The organism is Brevundimonas balnearis (assembly GCF_042434805.1).
Lineage (GTDB): Bacteria > Pseudomonadota > Alphaproteobacteria > Caulobacterales > Caulobacteraceae > Brevundimonas > Brevundimonas balnearis.
The window spans coordinates 388,835-405,741 of sequence record NZ_JBHLSW010000003.1 but is presented as its reverse complement, the minus strand read 5'-3'; the positions used below and the strand labels follow the sequence as shown (position 1 = coordinate 405,741).

Below are 16,907 nucleotides of genomic sequence, written 5' to 3'. Positions count from 1 at the left end.
CACACGGCCGGGCTAATGCAGCCCGGCCGTTACCTTACGAAGACCTGACTCTAGGAGAGACAACATGGCCGAGATCACCGCCGCGCTCGTGAAGGAGCTGCGTGAGAAGACCGGCGTCGGCATGATGGACTGCAAGAAGGCGCTGGCCGAGACCAACGGCGACCTGCAGGCCGCCATCGACTGGCTGCGCGCCAAGGGCCTGTCCAAGGCCGCCAAGAAGGCCGACCGCGTCGCCGCCGAGGGCCTGGTCGCCGTGGCGACCCGCGAGGACGGGGCCGGCGAGATCGGCGCCGCGATCGAGTTCAACGCCGAGACCGACTTCGTGGCCCGGAACGACCTGTTCCAGAACGCCGCCAAGCAGTTCGCCCAGCTGGGTCTGGAGCATCACCACCTGGAGGGCCTGCACGGCGCCCAGCTGGAGAACGGCAAGACCGTCCAGGACGAGGTGACGAACCTGATCGCCACCGTCGGCGAGAACATGCAGCTGCGCCGCGCCGCGCGCCTGTCGGTCGAGGAAGGCGTCGTCGCCTCCTACGTCCACAACGCCGTGGCCCCGTCGCTGGGCCGCATCGGCGTGCTGGTCGCGCTGGAAGGCGCCGGCGACAAGGCCCAGATGCGCGAGCTGGGCCGCAAGATCGCCATGCACGTGGCCGCCACGGCCCCGCTGTCGCTCAACACCGACGACCTGGACCCGGCCGCCATCGAGCGCGAGCGCGCCGTCCTGATCGAGAAGGCCAAGGAGGAAGGCCGTCCCGAGAACATGATCGAGAAGATCGTCGACGGTCAGATCGCCAAGTTCCAGAAGGACGTGGTGCTGTCCAAGCAGCCGTTCGTCATGAACCCGGACCAGACGATCGAGCAGCTGGTGGCCGAGACGGCCAAGTCGCTGGGCGGTTCGCTGAAGCTGGTCGGCTTCGTGCGCATGGCGCTGGGCGAGGGCGTGGAGAAGGTCGAAGGGCCTGACTTCGCGGCCGAAGTCGCCTCGATGACCAAGGGCTGACGCCCCAGGGCGCGTCGCGACCGCTTATCGCGTGACAACGGGGGCCCGTTCGGCTTTGAAGGCCGGCGCGCCCTTCGTCTATGGTGCCCCGCCCCCGCCGCCCGATTCCCGAGAGTCCGCCCCCCATGTCCGACAGCGCCACGCCCAAGTTCAAGAAGGTGCTGCTGAAGGTCTCCGGCGAAGTCCTGATGGGCGATCAGGGCTACGGCATCGACATGAAGACCGTGGACACGGTGGCCGAGGCGATCGCCCGCGTGGTCCGTTCGGGCGTGCAGGTTTGTCTGGTGATCGGCGGCGGCAACATCTTCCGCGGCCTGTCGACGGCGGCGAAGGGCATGGAGCGGGCCTCGGCCGACTACATGGGCATGCTGGCGACGGTCATGAACGCGCTGGCCATGCAGAACGCGCTGGAGAAGATCGGCGTCGACACGCGGGTGCAGAGCGCCATCCCCATGGCCGCGATCGCCGAGCCCTACATCCGCCGGCGGGCGGTCCGGCATCTGGAGAAGGGCCGCGTGGTCATCTTCGCCGCCGGCACGGGCAACCCCTATTTCACGACCGACACGGCGGCGGCGCTCAGGGCGGCCGAGATGGGCTGTGACGCGCTCCTGAAGGGCACCAGCGTGGACGGCGTCTATTCGGCCGACCCGAAGAAGGACCCCAGCGCCACCCGCTACGACACGCTCACCTATCACGACGTCCTGTCGCGCGACCTGCGCGTGATGGACGCCTCCGCCATCGCCCTGATGCGGGAGAGCCGGATCCCCATCGTGGTCTTCTCGATCCGCGAAGAGGATTCGCTGCGCAAGGTCCTGAACGGGCAGGGGACCTTCACCATCATCGGCGAGCCCCGGGCCGCCGCCTGACCTGAACTTGGACAAACGAGAGCGAGGACAAACGCCATGGCCAAGCCTGACCTCAAGACCTTCCGCGACCGCATGGACAAGGCGGTGGGCGCCCTCAAGGAGGAGTTCGCCGGTCTGCGCACCGGCCGCGCCAACGCCGGACTTCTGGACCCGGTGATGGTCGAGGCCTACGGCTCCACCTCCCCCCTGAACACGGTGGCCGCCATCAGCGTGCCGGAGCCGCGCATGATCACGGTCAGCGTCTGGGACAAGGGGATGGTGGTCTCGGTCGAGAAGGCCATCCGTTCCGCGGGCCTGGGCCTGAATCCCGTTGTCGACGGCCAGACCCTGCGCATCCCGATCCCGCCGCTCACCGAGGAGCGCCGCAAGGACCTGGTCAAGCTCGCGGCCAAATACGCCGAGCAGCAGAAGATCGCCGTGCGCAACGTGCGCCGCGACGCCAACGACGAGCTGAAGAAGGCCGAAAAGGCCGGTGAGATCAGCCAGGACGAGCAGAAGAAGATGGAGGCCGAGGTCCAGAAGGATACCGACGCCGCCGTGAAGCGCATTGACGAGGCCCTGAAGGTCAAGGAAGCCGAGATCATGCAGGTCTGATCGACCTGAGCCCCGGAGCGCACGCGATGACCGACGCCCCTGACGGGCCGGGTCCTGAGGGGCCCCGCCACGTCGCCATCATCATGGACGGCAACGGACGCTGGGCCGAGCGGCGGGGCGTGCCGCGCGCCGTGGGGCATCGCGAGGGCGTTCAGGCGCTGAAGCGCACGGTTCAGGCCGCGCCCGATTTCGGTATCCGCTGCCTGACGGTCTTCGGCTTCTCGACCGAGAACTGGCGCCGTCCGGCCGAGGAGGTCTCCGACCTGATGGGCCTGGTCCGCGCCTATGTGGCCAGCGATCTGGACCGGCTCGCGCGCGAGGGCGTGAGGGTGAGGGTTCTGGGCCGCCGCACCGGACTGCCGGCCGACATCGCCGAGATCGTGGAGCGGGCGGAGCGTCGCACGGCGGGCAACGACCGGTTCCTGTTGCAGGTCGCCTTCAACTACGGCGGTCAGGCCGATCTGGTGGACGCGGCCCAGGCGCTGGTGGACCGGGCCGCGCGCGACGGCGGGTTTAGGGTGGGCGAGGCGGACCTCGACGCCGGGCTGTCGACCGCCGGAGCGCCGCCCCTGGACCTGATCGTGCGCACCTCGGGCGAGCAGCGCCTGTCGAACTTCCTCCTGTGGGAGGCCGCCTACGCCGAACTGGTGTTCCAGGACGTGCTCTGGCCCGATTACGGCGCCGAGGCGCTGGGGCAGGCGGTGGCGGATTACCGGCGACGTCAGCGCCGCTTCGGCGGCCGACCCGCCCAGCCTGTGCTCGCGGCCGGCTGATGGCGATCCGGGTCGGCGACTTCGGCCTGCGCGCGGCGTCCGCCGCCGTCCTGGCGCCGCCGGCCATCTTCGCGGTGTGGCTGGGCGGTCTGTGGATTCTCGCCGTCATGGCGGCCGCCTGCGTGCTGCTTGCCGCCGAATGGGCGCGGATGAGCGCGCCGCAGAGCTGGCGCTCGGTGGTCGTCGGCGTGGCGGCCGCGCTGCTGGCGGCGCTCGCGGCGGTCCATTTCGTCGGGCTTTCGCTGGGGTTGATCGTGATGGTCGCCGGCGCCGCGCTCGCCGGACTGTTCGCCTGGAGCCGCAAGCGCTCGCCGGTCGATGCGGCCTACGGGGTCCTCTACATCGGCTGGCCGGCGGTGCTCTTCATCTGGCTGCGCGACGGGACCAGCGTCGAGGGCTTCTACTGGGTCACCCTGACCTTCGCGGTGACCTGGTCGGCGGACATCATGGCCTTTCTGGTGGGTTCGACCGTCGGCGGGCCGAAGCTGTGGCCGCGCTTTTCGCCCAACAAGACCTGGTCCGGCTTCATCGCCGGCCTGTTCGCCGCGACCGCCGCCGGCGTCGCCATGACCGCGCTGCCCGACGCGGGCACGAAGAGCCTCGTGGTCGGGGCCATGCTGGGCCTGGCCGGCGGCGCGGCGGCCATGGCGGGCGACCTGTGGGAATCCGCGCTCAAGCGACGCTTCGGGGTCAAGGACGCGGGCGACATCATTCCCGGCCACGGCGGCCTGCTGGACCGCGTCGACGGCCTGATGTTCGCCATCGTGATCATCGCCGCCGGGCGTTTCCTCGTGCAGATGGGGCAGGGCGGATGACGCGCGCCCGCCGCATCACGGTCCTGGGCTCCACCGGCTCCGTCGGCGTCTCTACGCTGGACCTGATGGCCGCCATCGAGGCGGGCGGCGGCGAGCCGTTCGAGGTCGTGGCCCTGACCGGCGCGGGCAACGTCCGACGACTGGCCGAGCAGGCGCGCCGCTGGCGCCCTCGGGTCGTGGTCACCGCCGACGCCGACCGCCTGGAAGAGCTCCGCGCCGCCGTCGCCGACCTCGAGGTCGAGGTCGCCGCCGGGTCCGACGCCGTCGTCGAGGCGGCGGTCCGGCCGACGGACCTGGTCATGGCCGCCATCGTCGGGGCGGCGGGCCTGCGTTCGGCCTGGGCGGCGGCGGGGACCGGCGCGACCCTGGCGCTGGCCAACAAGGAGAGTCTGGTCTGCTGCGGCCCGGCGCTGAAGGCGCGCGTGGCTTCGTCCGGCGGTCGTCTGATCCCGGTCGATTCCGAGCACTCGGCCATCTTCCAGGTGTTCCCGCACGACCGGCCCGAGACGGTCGAGAAGATCATCCTTACCGCGTCCGGCGGGCCTTTCCGCCGCACGCCGCGCTCGGCCATGGGCGCGATCACGCCCGAACAGGCCGTGGCCCATCCCAACTGGAGCATGGGCGCCAAGATCTCGGTCGACAGCGCCACCATGGCCAACAAGGGCCTGGAGATGATCGAGGCGGCCTATCTGTTCGACACGCCCTCGGCCCGGATCGACGTCGTGGTGCACCCGGAGTCGATCATCCACAGCCTGGTCGAGATGATCGACGGCTCGACGCTTGCCCAGATGGGGCCGCCGGACATGAGGACGCCGATCGCCTGCGCCCTGGCCTGGCCGGGCCGCGCGGCCTGGCCGGCGCCGAAGCTGGACCTCGCGGCGCTGGGGGGGCTGACCTTCGAGGCCCCGGACCTGGAGCGCTTTCCCGCGCTCGCGCTGGCGCGGCAGGCGCTGGAGGCGGGGGGCGCGGCGCCGGCGGTGTTCAACGCGGCCAACGAGGCGGCGGCCTTCGCGTTTCTTGACCGTCGTCTGGCCTTTCTCAATATTGCCTCAGTCGTCGCGGAAACCTTGGAGCGGGTGACCGGCGCGGGGGGACAGTTCAGCGCCGAGGACGCCTGTCGCGCGGCGCTTCAGGTTGACGCCGTCGCGCGGGGCATCGCTTCGGACGTCATCGCCGAGATGGCGGCCGCGGCCTGACGGACGGGAGACATCGATTTTCATGCTGGACGCCCTCGGTCAGGTCCTGATCTACGTCGTGCCGTTCCTCCTGGTCCTGACGGTCATCGTCACGATCCACGAGCTGGGGCACTTCTGGACCGCGCGCGCCTTCGGCGTGAAGGTCGAGCGCTTCTCCATCGGGTTCGGCCGGGCGATCCTCAGCCGCAAGGACCGGCACGGCATCGAGTGGCGTCTCGCCTGGCTGCCGCTCGGCGGTTACGTCAAGTTCGCCGGCGACATGGACGCCTCCAGCGTGCCGGACCACAAGGGTCTCGCCGAGCTGCGGGGGCGCATCGAGCGCGAGGAGGGGGCCGGCGCCGTCGGCGACTATTTCCACTTCAAGCCGGTGTGGCAGCGCGCCCTAATTGTGGCGGCCGGGCCGTTCGCCAACTTCGTCCTGGCCACCCTGATCTTCGCGGTCCTGTTCGCCACCCTGGGCGTCCAGCAGGCCCCGCCCCGGGTGGCGACCGTCGCGCCCGACGGCCCGGCGGCGGCGGCGGGCTTCCAGGCGAACGACCTCATCACGGCGATCGACGGCCGCCGCATCGAGGACGCCAACGAGATGATCCGCATCGTCAGCCTGAACGCCGGCGAACCGCTGGTCTTCACGGTGGAGCGCGGCGAGCGGCTGGTGGAGCTCATCGCCACGCCCGCGCGGACGGTGGAGAACGATCCCGTCGCCGGCCGCGTGACCGTCGGCCGGATCGGCCTGGAGGTGGGCGCCCGCCGCGACGAGGTGCGCTTCATCCGCTACGATCCGCTCACCGCCGTCGGGCGCGGCGTCGCCGAGGTCGGCGACGTGATCGGCACCACGCTGCACTATCTGGGTCGCCTCGTGACGGGCCGTGAGAGCGGCGACCAGCTGAGCGGGCCGCTGGGCATCGCCAAGGCGTCCGGGGCCCTGACCGATCAGGCCGCCAACGCCAACCCCGACCCGATGTTCACCGCCCTGAACATTCTGCTCACCCTGGTGCAGTTCGCGGCCATACTTTCGATCGGAATCGGCTTCATCAACCTGATGCCCATCCCCGTCCTGGATGGCGGACACTTGGTTTTCTACGGCTACGAGGCTGTGGCCGGAAAGCCCGTGGCGGCCGGTGTTCAGGAGGCGGGGTACCGGGTCGGTCTTGCTTTGCTGGCGGCTTTGATGTTGTTCGCCACCTGGAACGACCTGCAGAAGTTGAACCTGTTCCGTTTCCTCGGCGGGCTCGCGAGTTGAGCCGACGCCAGCCCCCGATGGTAGACCGCATGAGCCCTGTCCGATCCCGTCATCTCCTGCGCCTGAGCGCCTGCTGCAGCCTGGGCGCGCTGGCGCTCGCGGCCGGACCGTCGCTGGCCCAGGACGCCGCGCCGACGGCGACCCCCGAGGCCCAGCCGCCGGTCGTTGAGATCGCGCCCGCCGACCAGGCGCGCGTGAACCGCATCATCGTGCGCGGCAACCAGCGGATCGATCAGTCCACGGTGCTTTCGTACCTGCCGATCCAGGCTGGCGACACGGTCGACTCCCAGGTCCTGGACGTCGCCGTCCGCACCCTGTTCCGCACCGATCTGTTCTCCGACGTCCAGATGGGGGTCCAGCCCAACGGCGACCTGATCATCGACATCGTCGAGAACCCGATCATCAACCAGGTGGTGTTCGAGGGGAACAACGCCGTCCGCGAGGACAAGCTGCGCGAGGAGGTCACGCTGCAGCCGCGCGGGATCTTCACCCGCGCCCGCGTCCAGGAGGATGTGCAGAGCATCGTCGAGCTGTACCGGCTCCAGGGCCGCATCTCGGCGTCGGTCACGCCCAAGCTGGTCCAGCTCGAGCAGAACCGGGTCGACGTGGTGTTCGAGATCGACGAGGGCCCCGAGACGGGCGTGCGTCAGATCACCTTCCTGGGCAATGAGGCCTATTCCGACGGCGACCTGCGCGAGGTGATGGTCACCAAGACGTCACGCTGGTGGCGGCTGTTCACCTCTAACGACAACTACGACCCCAATCGCCTCGACTACGACCGCGAGCAGCTGCGGACCTTCTACACCAACCGGGGCTACTACGATTTCCGGATCCTGTCGGGCGTGGCCGAACTGTCTCCGGACGACGACTCCTTCGGCATCACCCTGACGGTCGAGGAGGGGGATCGCTACAACTTCGGCGAAGTGTCGGTGCAGACCCAGACGGATCGCCTGAACGCCGATTTCCTCGAGGCCCTGCTGCCGATCCGCACCGGGCAGCTGTACCGCAGCGACCTGATCGAGGACTCCGTCGACGCCCTGACGTTCGCCGCGGGCTCCGCCGGCTACGCCTTCGTCGACATCAATCCGACCTACACCGCCAATCCCGACACCGACACCGTCGACGTGACCTTCAACGTCACCGAGGGCGAGCGCGTCTATGTCGAGCGCATCAACGTGGTCGGCAACACCCGCACCATCGATCCGGTGATCCGTCGAGAGCTGCTGCTGGTCGAGGGCGACGCCTTCAATCGCCGGCTGATGGACCTGTCGCGAAACAACCTCCGTGCGCTGGGCTTCTTCGAGGAGGTCGAGATCGAGGAGGCGCGCGGCAGCGCGCCGGACCGCAGCGTCCTGAACGTCAACGTCACCGAGCAGCCGACCGGCGAGCTGTCGGTGGGCGCGGGCTTCAGCTCGGTCGACTCCTTCGTGGTCAACCTCGGCATTTCCGAGCGCAACTTCCGCGGCCGCGGCCAGAACCTGCTGGCGCGCCTGGAATGGGGCTCGCTGCGCCAGCAGATCGACTTCCGCTTCACCGAGCCGCGCTTCCTGGGCCGCAACCTGCGGGCCGGCTTCGACCTGTTCCACTCGCGCTACGACTTCCAGGAAGAGAGCTCGTTCGACTATCGCTCGACCGGCGCGGGGCTTCGCCTGTCCTACCCGCTGAACCGGTCGACCCTGTTCAGCGTGCGCTACTTCCTGCGGGACGACGAGGTGATCGTGCCCCGCAACTACTGCGAATCCGGCGGCTCGCGGGCGCTGTGCGACCAGATCGGCGCCTCGATCAACTCCTCGGCCGGCTACACCCTGTTCGTCGATCGGCGCAACGATCCGGTGCGGCCGACGCGCGGCTGGTCGGGCAACCTGCGCCAGGACTTCGCCGGCATCGGCGGGGACGTGAACTACATCAAGACCGAGGTGGACGCCGCCTGGTACTGGGGCCTGACCCCCAGCTGGGTCGTCAGCCTGCAGGGGTCGGCCGGCTACGTCGCCGGCTGGGCCGGCGACGCGATCCGCATCAACGACCGCTTCTTCAAGGGCGGGAACACCTTCCGCGGCTTCGAGACCGCCGGCATCGGCCCGCGCGACCTGGTCACGAACGACGCCCTGGGCGGCAACTTCTACGCCATCGGCACGGCGGAGCTCACGGTGCCGAACGGCCTGCCGGAGGAGTACGGCATCCGCACCTCGCTGTTCGCCGACGTCGGCACGATCGGCGGCCTGGACGACCGCTACACCGTGAACGACAACGGCGTCATAGACACCTCGATCGTCGACGACGCCTCGCTCAGGGCCTCGGCCGGCGTGAGCATCCACTGGCGCTCCCCGATGGGCCCGATCCGCTTCGACCTCAGCCACATTCTCTCTAGAGAAGACTATGACGAGACGGAGACCTTCCGCTTCTCGACCTCGACCCAGTTCTAAGCGATCCGGTTTCCCCGGACACAGGTGACCCCCATGAAGACCCTCGCCCTGGCCGCCTTCGGCCTCGTCTCGCTGGCCGCCTCGGCGGCGTCCGCCCAGACCGCCGGCCCGGCCAACCCCGGCCCCGCCATCCCGGGCGTCTGCGTCTATCACAACGAGCGCCTGATCGCTCAGTCGACCGCCGGCCAGTCGCTGGCGACGGGCATTCAGCGCCTGGTCGAGGAGGTTCGCGCGGAGCTTCAGCCCTACGCCGCCCAGATCGAGACCGAGGCCCAGGCGCTGCAGCAGGGCCAGTCCACGATCCCGCCGCAGGAGTTCGAGCAGCGCCGCACCGCCCTGCAGCAGCGGGTCCAGGAAGCCGGCCAGCTGGAGCAGACGCGCGACAACGAGCTGCGCTACACCCGCGGCGTGCAGTTGCAGGCCATCGCCCAGGCGGTCGATCCGATCATCGTCGCCGTCTACCAGGAGCGCGGCTGCGGCATCCTGATCGACCGCGAGAGCGTCTATGTCGTCAACCCGGCCATGGACATCACCGACACCGTGATCCAGCGGCTGAACGCCCAGCTGCCGACGCTGACGTTCAACCGTCTGCAGGTGCCGGTGCAGCAGCAGCAGCCGACCGCCGCCCAGTAAGGCATGCCTGATCCCCGCTTCTTCCGTCGCCTGCCCCCCGTCGCCCTGGCCGATCTGGTTGGGGATTGGGGCGAGGTGGCGAGGGGCGGGGGTCGCATGATCTCCGGGGTCGCGCCCCTGGCCTCGGCCGGGGCCGACGACCTGGCCTTCCTGTCGGACCGCAAGCTGGCCGGACGGCTCGCCGACACCGCGGCCGGCGCGGTGGTCGTGAACGCGGACATGGTCGATCACGCGCCGCCTTCCGCCGCCGTGGTCGTCAGCCGGTTTCCCCAGGCCCTCTGGGCGCGGGCGTCCGGCCGACTGTGCGCGCCGGTGCAGCTGGACTCAGCCGCCGAAGTCGTCGAGGCCGCCCAGGACGACAGCGTCGTCGTCGAGCCGGGCGTCGTCCTGGGCCGGGGCGTCCGGATCGGCCGCGGGACGCGGATCGGCGCCAATTCGGTGATCGGCCCCGGCGTGCAGATCGGGCGCGGCTGCTCGATCGGTGCCCATGTCACCCTGGGCTTCGCGCTGGTCGGCGACGGGGTGCGCATCCTGTCCGGCGCCCGGATCGGAGAGGCGGGTTTCGGGGCCGCCGCGTCGCCCGTCGGCCCGATCGACGTGCCGCAGCTGGGTCGCGTGATCCTTCAGGACCACGTCACCGTCGGCGCCAACACCTGCATCGACCGGGGCGCCTTCGACGACACGGTGATCGGCGAGGGGACCAAGATCGATAACCTGGTCCAGATCGGCCACAACTGCCGCATCGGACGCTTCTGCCTGATGGCGGCGCACACCGGCGTTTCCGGATCGGTCATCGTCGGCGACGGCGTGATGTTCGGCGGCCGGGCGGGCGTCGGCGACCACATCACCATCGGCGACGGCGCGCGCATCGCCGCCGGCGCGGGCGTGCTCGCCGACGTGCCCGCGGGCGAGACCTGGTCCGGCTATCCGGCCAAGCCCATCCGACAATCCTTGCGCGAAGCCGTCTGGCTGGCCAAACAGGCGTCAGGCAAGCAACGCGGCAGGGCGGATTGAGATGGCTGAGGACGACGGCAGGATCGACTACGCCGAGGTGATGCGGCGGCTGCCGCATCGATATCCCTTCCTGCTGGTGGACCGGGCGGAGGATTTCGTCGCCACGACCTCGATCACCGGGATCAAGAACGTCAGCCACAACGAGCCCTTCTTCCCTGGGCACTTCCCCATCGATCCGGTCATGCCCGGCGTGCTGATCGTCGAGGCGATGGCCCAGACCGGGGCGTTGCTGATGTCCAAGTCGCTGGACGTGAACGTTGCCGACAAGGTCATCATGTTCATGTCGATCGACGGCGTCCGCTTCCGCAAGCCCGCCCGTCCCGGCGATCAGCTGCGCATGCAGGTGGTGGTCACCCGCGCGCGCGGCGACGCCTACAAGTTCCGGGGCGAGACCTTCATCGACGGCAAGCTGGCGGCCGAGGCCGAGTTCATGGCCATGGCGGTCACCGTCGACCAGCCGGTGAGCTGACCATGGCGATCCACGCGACCGCCCAGGTCGATCTGAAGGCCGAGCTGGCGTCCGACGTCGAGGTCGGCCCCTGGTGCGTGGTGGGGCCCGGCGTGACCCTGTCCGCCGGCGTGCGCCTGATCAGCCACGTGGTGGTCCAGCAGGACACCCATGTCGGCGAGCACACCGTGATCCATCCCTTCGCCGTGATCGGCGGGGACCCCCAGCACAACGGCTACAAGGGCGAGCCGGTGCGTCTCGAGATCGGCGCCGACAACGTCATCCGCGAGCACTCGACCTTCAACCGGGGCACGCCCCAGGGGAGCGGCGTCACGCGGGTCGGCTCGAACAACCTGTTCATGACCGGGGCCCACGTCGGCCATGACGCGGTGGTCGGCGACAACGTCGTCATGGCCAACAACGCCACCCTGGGCGGCCACGCGCGGGTGGGCGACAAGGTGTTCCTGGGCGGGCTCTGCGCCGTGCACCAGAACGGCCGGGTGGGCCAGGGGGCGATCGTCGGCGGCCTAGCGGCCGTGACGCGGGACGTGATCCCCTACGGCTCCGCCTGGGGCAACCACGCGCGCCTGCACGGGCTGAACCTCGTCGGCCTGAAGCGCAAGGGCTATGGCAAGGACGCGATCCGGCGGCTGCTCGCGGCCTATCGCGACCTGTTCGAGGGCGATGGCGTCTTCACCGACCGGGTCGACCGCGCGGCCGAAACCTACGCCGACCTGCCGGAGATCGGCGAGATCATCGCCTTCATCCGCGAGGACGCGCGCCGCCCCCTCTGCCTGCCCGGCGAATGAGCGCGCCCGCCTCGAAGCTCGGCCTGATCGCCGGCGGCGGCGACCTGCCGCTGAAGGTGGCCGCCCGCTGCGAGGAGGAGGGGCGCGAGGTGTTCGTGATCCGCCTCGCCGGCTTCGCCGATCCCCATCTGGTCCGATACGCCGGCGCCGAGCTGGGCATGGCCGAGATCGGGGGCATCCTGTCGGCCCTGAAGCGCGAACGGTGCGGCGCGGTCTGTTTCGCCGGCAACGTCGCCCGGCCGGACTTCAAGAGCCTGAAGCCGGACTTCAAGGGGGCCACCCTGCTGCCCGGCATCGTGGCGGCGGCGACCAAGGGCGACGACGCCCTGCTGAGGAAGATCCTCTCGATCTTCGAGGGCGAGGGCTACGCCATCGAAGGCGCCGACGACGTCCTGGGCGGCGAGATGCTTCCGCCCGGGCCGCTCGGCCGCGTCAGCCCGACGGCGGATCAGCTGGCGGACCTGAAGAAGGCGCTGCATGTGGCCGAAAAGGCGGGGGAACTGGATATCGGCCAGGGCGCGGTCGTGGTCGACGGCCTGGTCCTGGCGGTGGAGGCGCAGGAAGGCACCGACGCCATGCTGACCCGCACCGCCGGCCTGCCCGCCGACCTGCGCGGTTCGCAGGACGCCCGCAAGGGCGCGCTCGGCAAGGCGCCCAAGCCGATCCAGGACCTGCGCGTGGACATGCCCGTCATGGGCCCCCGCACGGTGGAGCTGGCCGCCGCCGCCGGGCTTGCGGGCGTCGGCGGGGTGGCGGGGCGTCTGATCCTGATCGACCGCGACGCCATCGTGCAGGCGGCGGACCGGCTCGGCCTGTTCGTGTGGGGGGAGAGCCTGTGACGGGCGCTGCTTCAGTCCTTCTCCCCTCGTGCGAGAAGGTGGGCGCCGGAGGCGCTCGGATGAGGGGGCTGTTTCAGTCCGTTCGCCGTTTGACGATGAGCCTGGGGCCCGCCTCCCCCTCATCCGTCATGCTCCGCATGCCACCTTCTCCCACGAGGGGAGAAGGAAAGTAGGCCGATGATGACCTCGCCGCTCACCCTCATGCTGGTGGCCGCCGAAGCGTCCGGCGACGCGCTCGGCGCCGGCCTGGCCAAGGCGCTGAAGGCTCGCCTGGGCGACCGCGTGCGCTTCGTCGGGGTCGGCGGTCCGCGCATGGCGGCTGAGGGCGTCGCCAGCCCCTTCGACATCGCCGAGCTGTCTATTCTGGGCTGGATCGAGGGCCTGAAGGCCTATGGCCGGGTCAAGCGACGGGTGGCCGAGACCGCGGCCCTGGCGGCGCGGGAGCGGCCCGACGCGGTCGTCCTGATCGACAGCTGGGGCTTCACCATCCGCGTGGCCAAGGCGATCCGCGCCGCCTCGCCGGACACGCCCCTGATCAAGTACGTGGGCCCCCAGGTCTGGGCGTCCCGTCCGGGCCGGGCCAGGACGCTGGCGGGCGCGGTCGACCATCTGCTGGCGCTCTATGCGTTCGATGCGCCCTGGTTCGAGCGCGAGGGGCTGAAGACCACCGTGGTCGGCTCCCAGGCGCTGCACCTCGACCTGGGCGATGCCGATCCCGCGCGGCTGCGGGCCGATCTCGGCATAGCGCCCGACGCCCCCCTGCTGCTGGTCCTCCCAGGCAGCCGCCCCAGCGAGATCGCGCGCATGACACCCGTCTACGAACAGGCGGTGGCGCGGCTGAAGGCCGAGCGGCCGGGGCTTCAGGTCGTGGTCGTCGCCGCCGGCCCCGTCGCCGAGGACGTGCGGGGCCGCATCGCCGCCTGGCCCTTCCGCGCGCATCTGGTCGGCGAGGAGCGCAAGCACGCGGCCATGAAGGCGGCGGACGCGGCGCTCGCCACCTCCGGCACCGTCTCGACCGAGCTGGCGCTCGCCGGCGCGCCGATGGTCGTCGCCTATCGCATCGATCCGCTCAGCTACGCCCTCATGAAGCGGTTCGTGACGGCCCGGCACGTGACCCTGTTCAACATCGCCGCCGACGACCGCATCGCGCCGGAGTTCATCCAGGACGAGGCCACGCCCGACGCCCTGGCCCGGGCCGTCGCCCGCCTGCTGGACGATCCGGCGGCCGCGCGCGCGCAGGCCTCGCGCCAGACCGAGGCCCTCAGCCTGATGGGCCGGGGCGGGGCCGATCCCTCCGCCCTGGCGGCGGAGGCGGTGCTCGACGTGCTGCGTGATCGGGGCGCGGCCGTCCCCGGCGCCTGAGCCCGATTTGCGCCGACGGGCCTTTGCGCCTATAGAGCCCCCGTCGATCTCTGTGCGTCACGCCCCTGTTCTCTCTGCGCACGCACGAGTTTTCCGGCCGATCCATTCAGACCCGACACGTCGCCCAGGGCTCTTCCTGGCGGCGAACGCCATGTGGAGACCTGAAATGGCGACTGGCATCGTAAAGTGGTTCAACCCGACCAAGGGCTACGGCTTCATCCAGCCGGAAGACGGCGGCAAGGACGTGTTCGTTCACATCACCGCTCTGGAGGCCGCCGGCCTGCGCAGCCTGAACGAGAACCAGCGCGTCGGCTACGAGCTGGAGCGCGACCGTCGCACCGGCAAGGAATCGGCCGGCAAGCTGACCGTCGAAGCCGCCTGAACCTGATCAGGGTTCGCGGATCGGAAACGCCGGGGCGACCGCCCCGGCGTTTTTCGTTTCGGCGGTTGGCGTGAGGGGCGCGACCCGCGGGAGATGGCGGCGGAGGCGGCGCCGGACGTTCTGGCGTCGGGTACCGGCTCCTGCGGCGAAGGCTCTTTTCGACCCGTTGCGGACGTTTGGGGGAGCGGCGCTAGTCCCAGCTACCTACCGTAGCGTTAAGCGTCGTCTGCCCATTCGATCCGACTTCAGCATCCAGTTCGCTGCTATAAGTTTCCACCGCAAGCCCTATCGACGGTGAGCCTGGGCTGCAAAAGGACGGCCTGATGCCGATCACCCTAGACCGGCTGATCAAGGATTCGAGGCTCTCGTCACCCACTGTCACCGGAGTGGCTTGACCATCGATAGTGGATCTTACGACCCGCGAAGTGCTTCCATCTACGCTGATCTCGATCTCGAAGGCTGCGGCGCCGCAGTGCGTCCGGGCCGACAGGTGATAAGAGCGCAGCGTAGGAGTTTCGCCTATCACAAGCGTGTCCGGCGTTTGGTGAACCGGAGCCGTCTGAGCGCCGAGGGTTGTGAGCGCGATCAACAGAGTTGCGGTGTCCATGGACGGCTCCTAGCTCTCCCGCCGTTCCAATAACGGTAGGGCTGTCGTCTGGTTCCCACCCCTGGGCGACAATAGGCTCCCGATCCGTTGCGGACATTTGCAGAGCCATCCATTGTTCCCCGATGGTGACTCAAGACAGTCTGACTATCGGGGACCGCTTGCAGCTTGACGGCGGTTACGAACCCAACCCCGGCTGGTTCTCCGGCAAAGCAGCAGTTGTTGGCACGTTGACCGACTTCATACCGGGCCAGGATGGATCGCCTGCCGTTGTGGTCCAACTCGACGAGCCAATCAGCGGCGAAAGCAGGAGTGGCTCTACGGTTGTGCTTCAGCTTCGATACGCCGACGCGAAATGGGAGCCCACGGAGACAGTGCACGTCGAACTATGCGATTTCCTTCCAGAGCGGAAAGTCTGGAATGATCGACGACAGGGCGAGTGGGTCGAAAGCCACGCCACTTATCGGCTGCTTTCCGGCTGATTGCCTGGTCTCCTTCCCACCCCTTACAGCCCTCCGTCAGTTCCGCTGGTCAGCCGATACGACAACGCCGAGGCGGCGGCCTCGGCGTTGTCTTTCTCGGATGAGCGAGCCTCAGCCCCGCTGGCTGATCGGCACGTAGTCGCGCTCGGTCGGGCCCGTGTAGAGCTGGCGCGGGCGGCCGATCTTCTGGGACGGGTCGGCCATCATCTCCTGCCACTGGGCGATCCAGCCGACGGTGCGGGCCAGCGCGAACAGCACGGTGAACATGGTGGTCGGGAAGCCCATCGCCGACAGGGTGATGCCGGAATAGAAGTCCACGTTCGGATACAGCTTGCGCTCGATGAAGTACTCGTCGTTCAGCGCGACCTGCTCCAGCTCCTTGGCGACCTGGAACAGCGGGTCGTTCGGATCGCCGACGGCGGCCAGCACCTCGTTGGCGCTCTCCTGCATCACCTTCGCGCGCGGGTCGTAGTTCTTGTAGACCCGGTGGCCGAAGCCCATGAGCTTGTAGCGCTTGTCCTTCACCCCGGCGATGAACTCCGGGATCTTCTCCGGCGTGCCGATCTCCTTGAGCATGTTCAGCGCCTCCTCGTTGGCGCCCCCGTGCGAGGGGCCCCACAGGCAGGCGATGCCGGCGGCGATGCAGGCGAAGGGGTTGGCCCCCGACGAGCCCGCCAGACGCACCGTGGAGGTCGAGGCGTTCTGCTCGTGGTCGGCGTGCAGGATGAAGATGCGGTCCATCGCCTTGGCCAGGACCGGGTTCACCTCATATTCCTCCGCCGGCACGGCGAAGCACATGCGCAGGAAGTTCTCGGCGTAGTTCAGGTCGTTCTTCGGGTGGATGAACGGCTGGCCGACAGAGTATTTGAAGGCGCGCGCCGCGATGGTCGGCATCTTGGCGATCAGGCGGATGGCCGAGATGTTGCGCTGGACCGGATCGTGGATGTCCAGGCTGTCGTGATAGAAGGCCGACAGCGCCCCGACCGTGCCCACCATGATCGCCATCGGGTGGGCGTCGCGGCGGAAGCCCTCGAAGAAGCGGTCGAACTGGGAGTGCAGCATCGTGTGCATGGTGATGCTGCGCTCGAACGACTCGTATTCCGACGCGGTCGGCAGTTCGCCGTGCAGCAGCAGGTGGCACACCTCGACGAAGTTCGAGTGCTTGGCCAGCTGGTCGATCGGATAGCCGCGATGAAGCAGCGTGCCCTTGTCGCCGTCGATGAAGGTCAGGCCGGACTCGCAGGCCGCCGTCGAGGTGAAGCCCGGGTCGTAGGTGAAGGCCTCGGTCGCGCCGTACAGCTTCCTGATGTCGATCACGTCGGGGCCGGTGGTGCCGGACAGGACGGGCAGGTCGACGGTCTTGCCGCCGTAGTTGAGCGTCGCCGAGCCGGCGGCTTTGGTCTGGTCGGTCATCTGGCCCCCTGAGG

16 protein-coding genes are annotated in these 16,907 nt (G+C 69.3%); 15 read left to right on the top strand and 1 reads right to left on the bottom strand.

The features are described from left to right. Positions 1–64 precede the first annotated feature (64 nt). The 15 genes from tsf to ACFFGE_RS03030 all read left to right on the top strand — a co-directional run bounded on the left by tsf (position 65) and on the right by ACFFGE_RS03030 (position 14,394). Positions 65–1,000: a translation elongation factor Ts gene (gene tsf, locus ACFFGE_RS03100; RefSeq protein WP_376834184.1), complete on the top strand. Its 936-nt coding sequence runs from the start codon at positions 65–67 to the stop codon at positions 998–1,000. A 125-nt stretch (positions 1,001–1,125) separates the two neighbouring features. Further along, positions 1,126–1,866 (top strand): UMP kinase, encoded by a 741-nt coding sequence (gene pyrH, locus ACFFGE_RS03095; RefSeq protein WP_376834183.1) that lies wholly within the window; start codon positions 1,126–1,128, stop codon positions 1,864–1,866. A 36-nt stretch (positions 1,867–1,902) separates the two neighbouring features. Next, positions 1,903–2,460 (top strand): ribosome recycling factor, encoded by a 558-nt coding sequence (gene frr, locus ACFFGE_RS03090; protein ID WP_376834181.1) that lies wholly within the window; start codon positions 1,903–1,905, stop codon positions 2,458–2,460. Then, positions 2,460–3,233 carry a polyprenyl diphosphate synthase gene (uppS, locus tag ACFFGE_RS03085; RefSeq protein WP_376835201.1) on the top strand — a complete coding sequence of 258 codons (774 nt, stop codon included), beginning with the start codon at positions 2,460–2,462 and terminating at the stop codon, positions 3,231–3,233. The genes frr and uppS overlap by 1 nt, the downstream gene beginning before the upstream one ends. Then, positions 3,233–4,048, top strand: a complete 816-nt coding sequence (locus ACFFGE_RS03080; protein WP_376834179.1) for a phosphatidate cytidylyltransferase — start codon at positions 3,233–3,235, stop codon at positions 4,046–4,048. The genes uppS and ACFFGE_RS03080 overlap by 1 nt, the downstream gene beginning before the upstream one ends. Then, positions 4,045–5,244 carry a 1-deoxy-D-xylulose-5-phosphate reductoisomerase gene (gene dxr / locus ACFFGE_RS03075; protein ID WP_376834177.1) on the top strand — a complete coding sequence of 400 codons (1,200 nt, stop codon included), beginning with the start codon at positions 4,045–4,047 and terminating at the stop codon, positions 5,242–5,244. The genes ACFFGE_RS03080 and dxr overlap by 4 nt, the downstream gene beginning before the upstream one ends. Before the next feature lie 22 nt (positions 5,245–5,266). After that, on the top strand, positions 5,267–6,484 hold the full coding sequence (locus tag ACFFGE_RS03070) for a M50 family metallopeptidase (RefSeq protein ID WP_376834175.1): 1,218 nt from the start codon (positions 5,267–5,269) through the stop codon (positions 6,482–6,484). Positions 6,485–6,513: 29 nt separating this feature from the next. Further along, positions 6,514–8,907 carry an outer membrane protein assembly factor BamA gene (gene bamA, locus ACFFGE_RS03065; RefSeq protein ID WP_376834174.1) on the top strand — a complete coding sequence of 798 codons (2,394 nt, stop codon included), beginning with the start codon at positions 6,514–6,516 and terminating at the stop codon, positions 8,905–8,907. 33 nt (positions 8,908–8,940) lie between these two features. Next, on the top strand, positions 8,941–9,540 hold the full coding sequence (locus ACFFGE_RS03060; protein WP_376834172.1) for an OmpH/Skp family outer membrane protein: 600 nt from the start codon (positions 8,941–8,943) through the stop codon (positions 9,538–9,540). 3 nt (positions 9,541–9,543) lie between these two features. Further along, positions 9,544–10,554: a UDP-3-O-(3-hydroxymyristoyl)glucosamine N-acyltransferase gene (gene lpxD / locus ACFFGE_RS03055; RefSeq protein WP_376834170.1), complete on the top strand. Its 1,011-nt coding sequence runs from the start codon at positions 9,544–9,546 to the stop codon at positions 10,552–10,554. Between the two features lies 1 nt (position 10,555). Further along, complete coding sequence (gene fabZ / locus ACFFGE_RS03050) at positions 10,556–11,023, top strand: 3-hydroxyacyl-ACP dehydratase FabZ (RefSeq protein ID WP_376834168.1); 468 nt, start codon at positions 10,556–10,558, stop codon at positions 11,021–11,023. A 2-nt stretch (positions 11,024–11,025) separates the two neighbouring features. Next, positions 11,026–11,811: an acyl-ACP--UDP-N-acetylglucosamine O-acyltransferase gene (lpxA, locus tag ACFFGE_RS03045; protein WP_376834166.1), complete on the top strand. Its 786-nt coding sequence runs from the start codon at positions 11,026–11,028 to the stop codon at positions 11,809–11,811. Further along, a complete protein-coding gene (gene lpxI, locus ACFFGE_RS03040) occupies positions 11,808–12,650 on the top strand; it encodes a UDP-2,3-diacylglucosamine diphosphatase (RefSeq protein WP_376834165.1) in 843 nt (280 codons plus the stop codon). Before lpxA ends, lpxI begins: the two co-directional genes overlap by 4 nt. A 180-nt stretch (positions 12,651–12,830) precedes the next feature. Continuing rightward, positions 12,831–14,012, top strand: a complete 1,182-nt coding sequence (gene lpxB / locus ACFFGE_RS03035; RefSeq protein WP_376834163.1) for a lipid-A-disaccharide synthase — start codon at positions 12,831–12,833, stop codon at positions 14,010–14,012. A 166-nt stretch (positions 14,013–14,178) separates the two neighbouring features. Continuing rightward, positions 14,179–14,394, top strand: coding sequence for a cold-shock protein (locus ACFFGE_RS03030; protein ID WP_376834161.1), 216 nt, complete (start codon positions 14,179–14,181; stop codon positions 14,392–14,394). 1,197 nt (positions 14,395–15,591) lie between these two features. Here ACFFGE_RS03030 and gltA read toward each other — a convergent pair. Further along, entirely contained in the window at positions 15,592–16,893 is a 1,302-nt protein-coding gene (gene gltA, locus ACFFGE_RS03025; protein ID WP_376834159.1) for a citrate synthase, read from the bottom strand. Between the last annotated feature and the right edge of the window lie 14 nt (positions 16,894–16,907).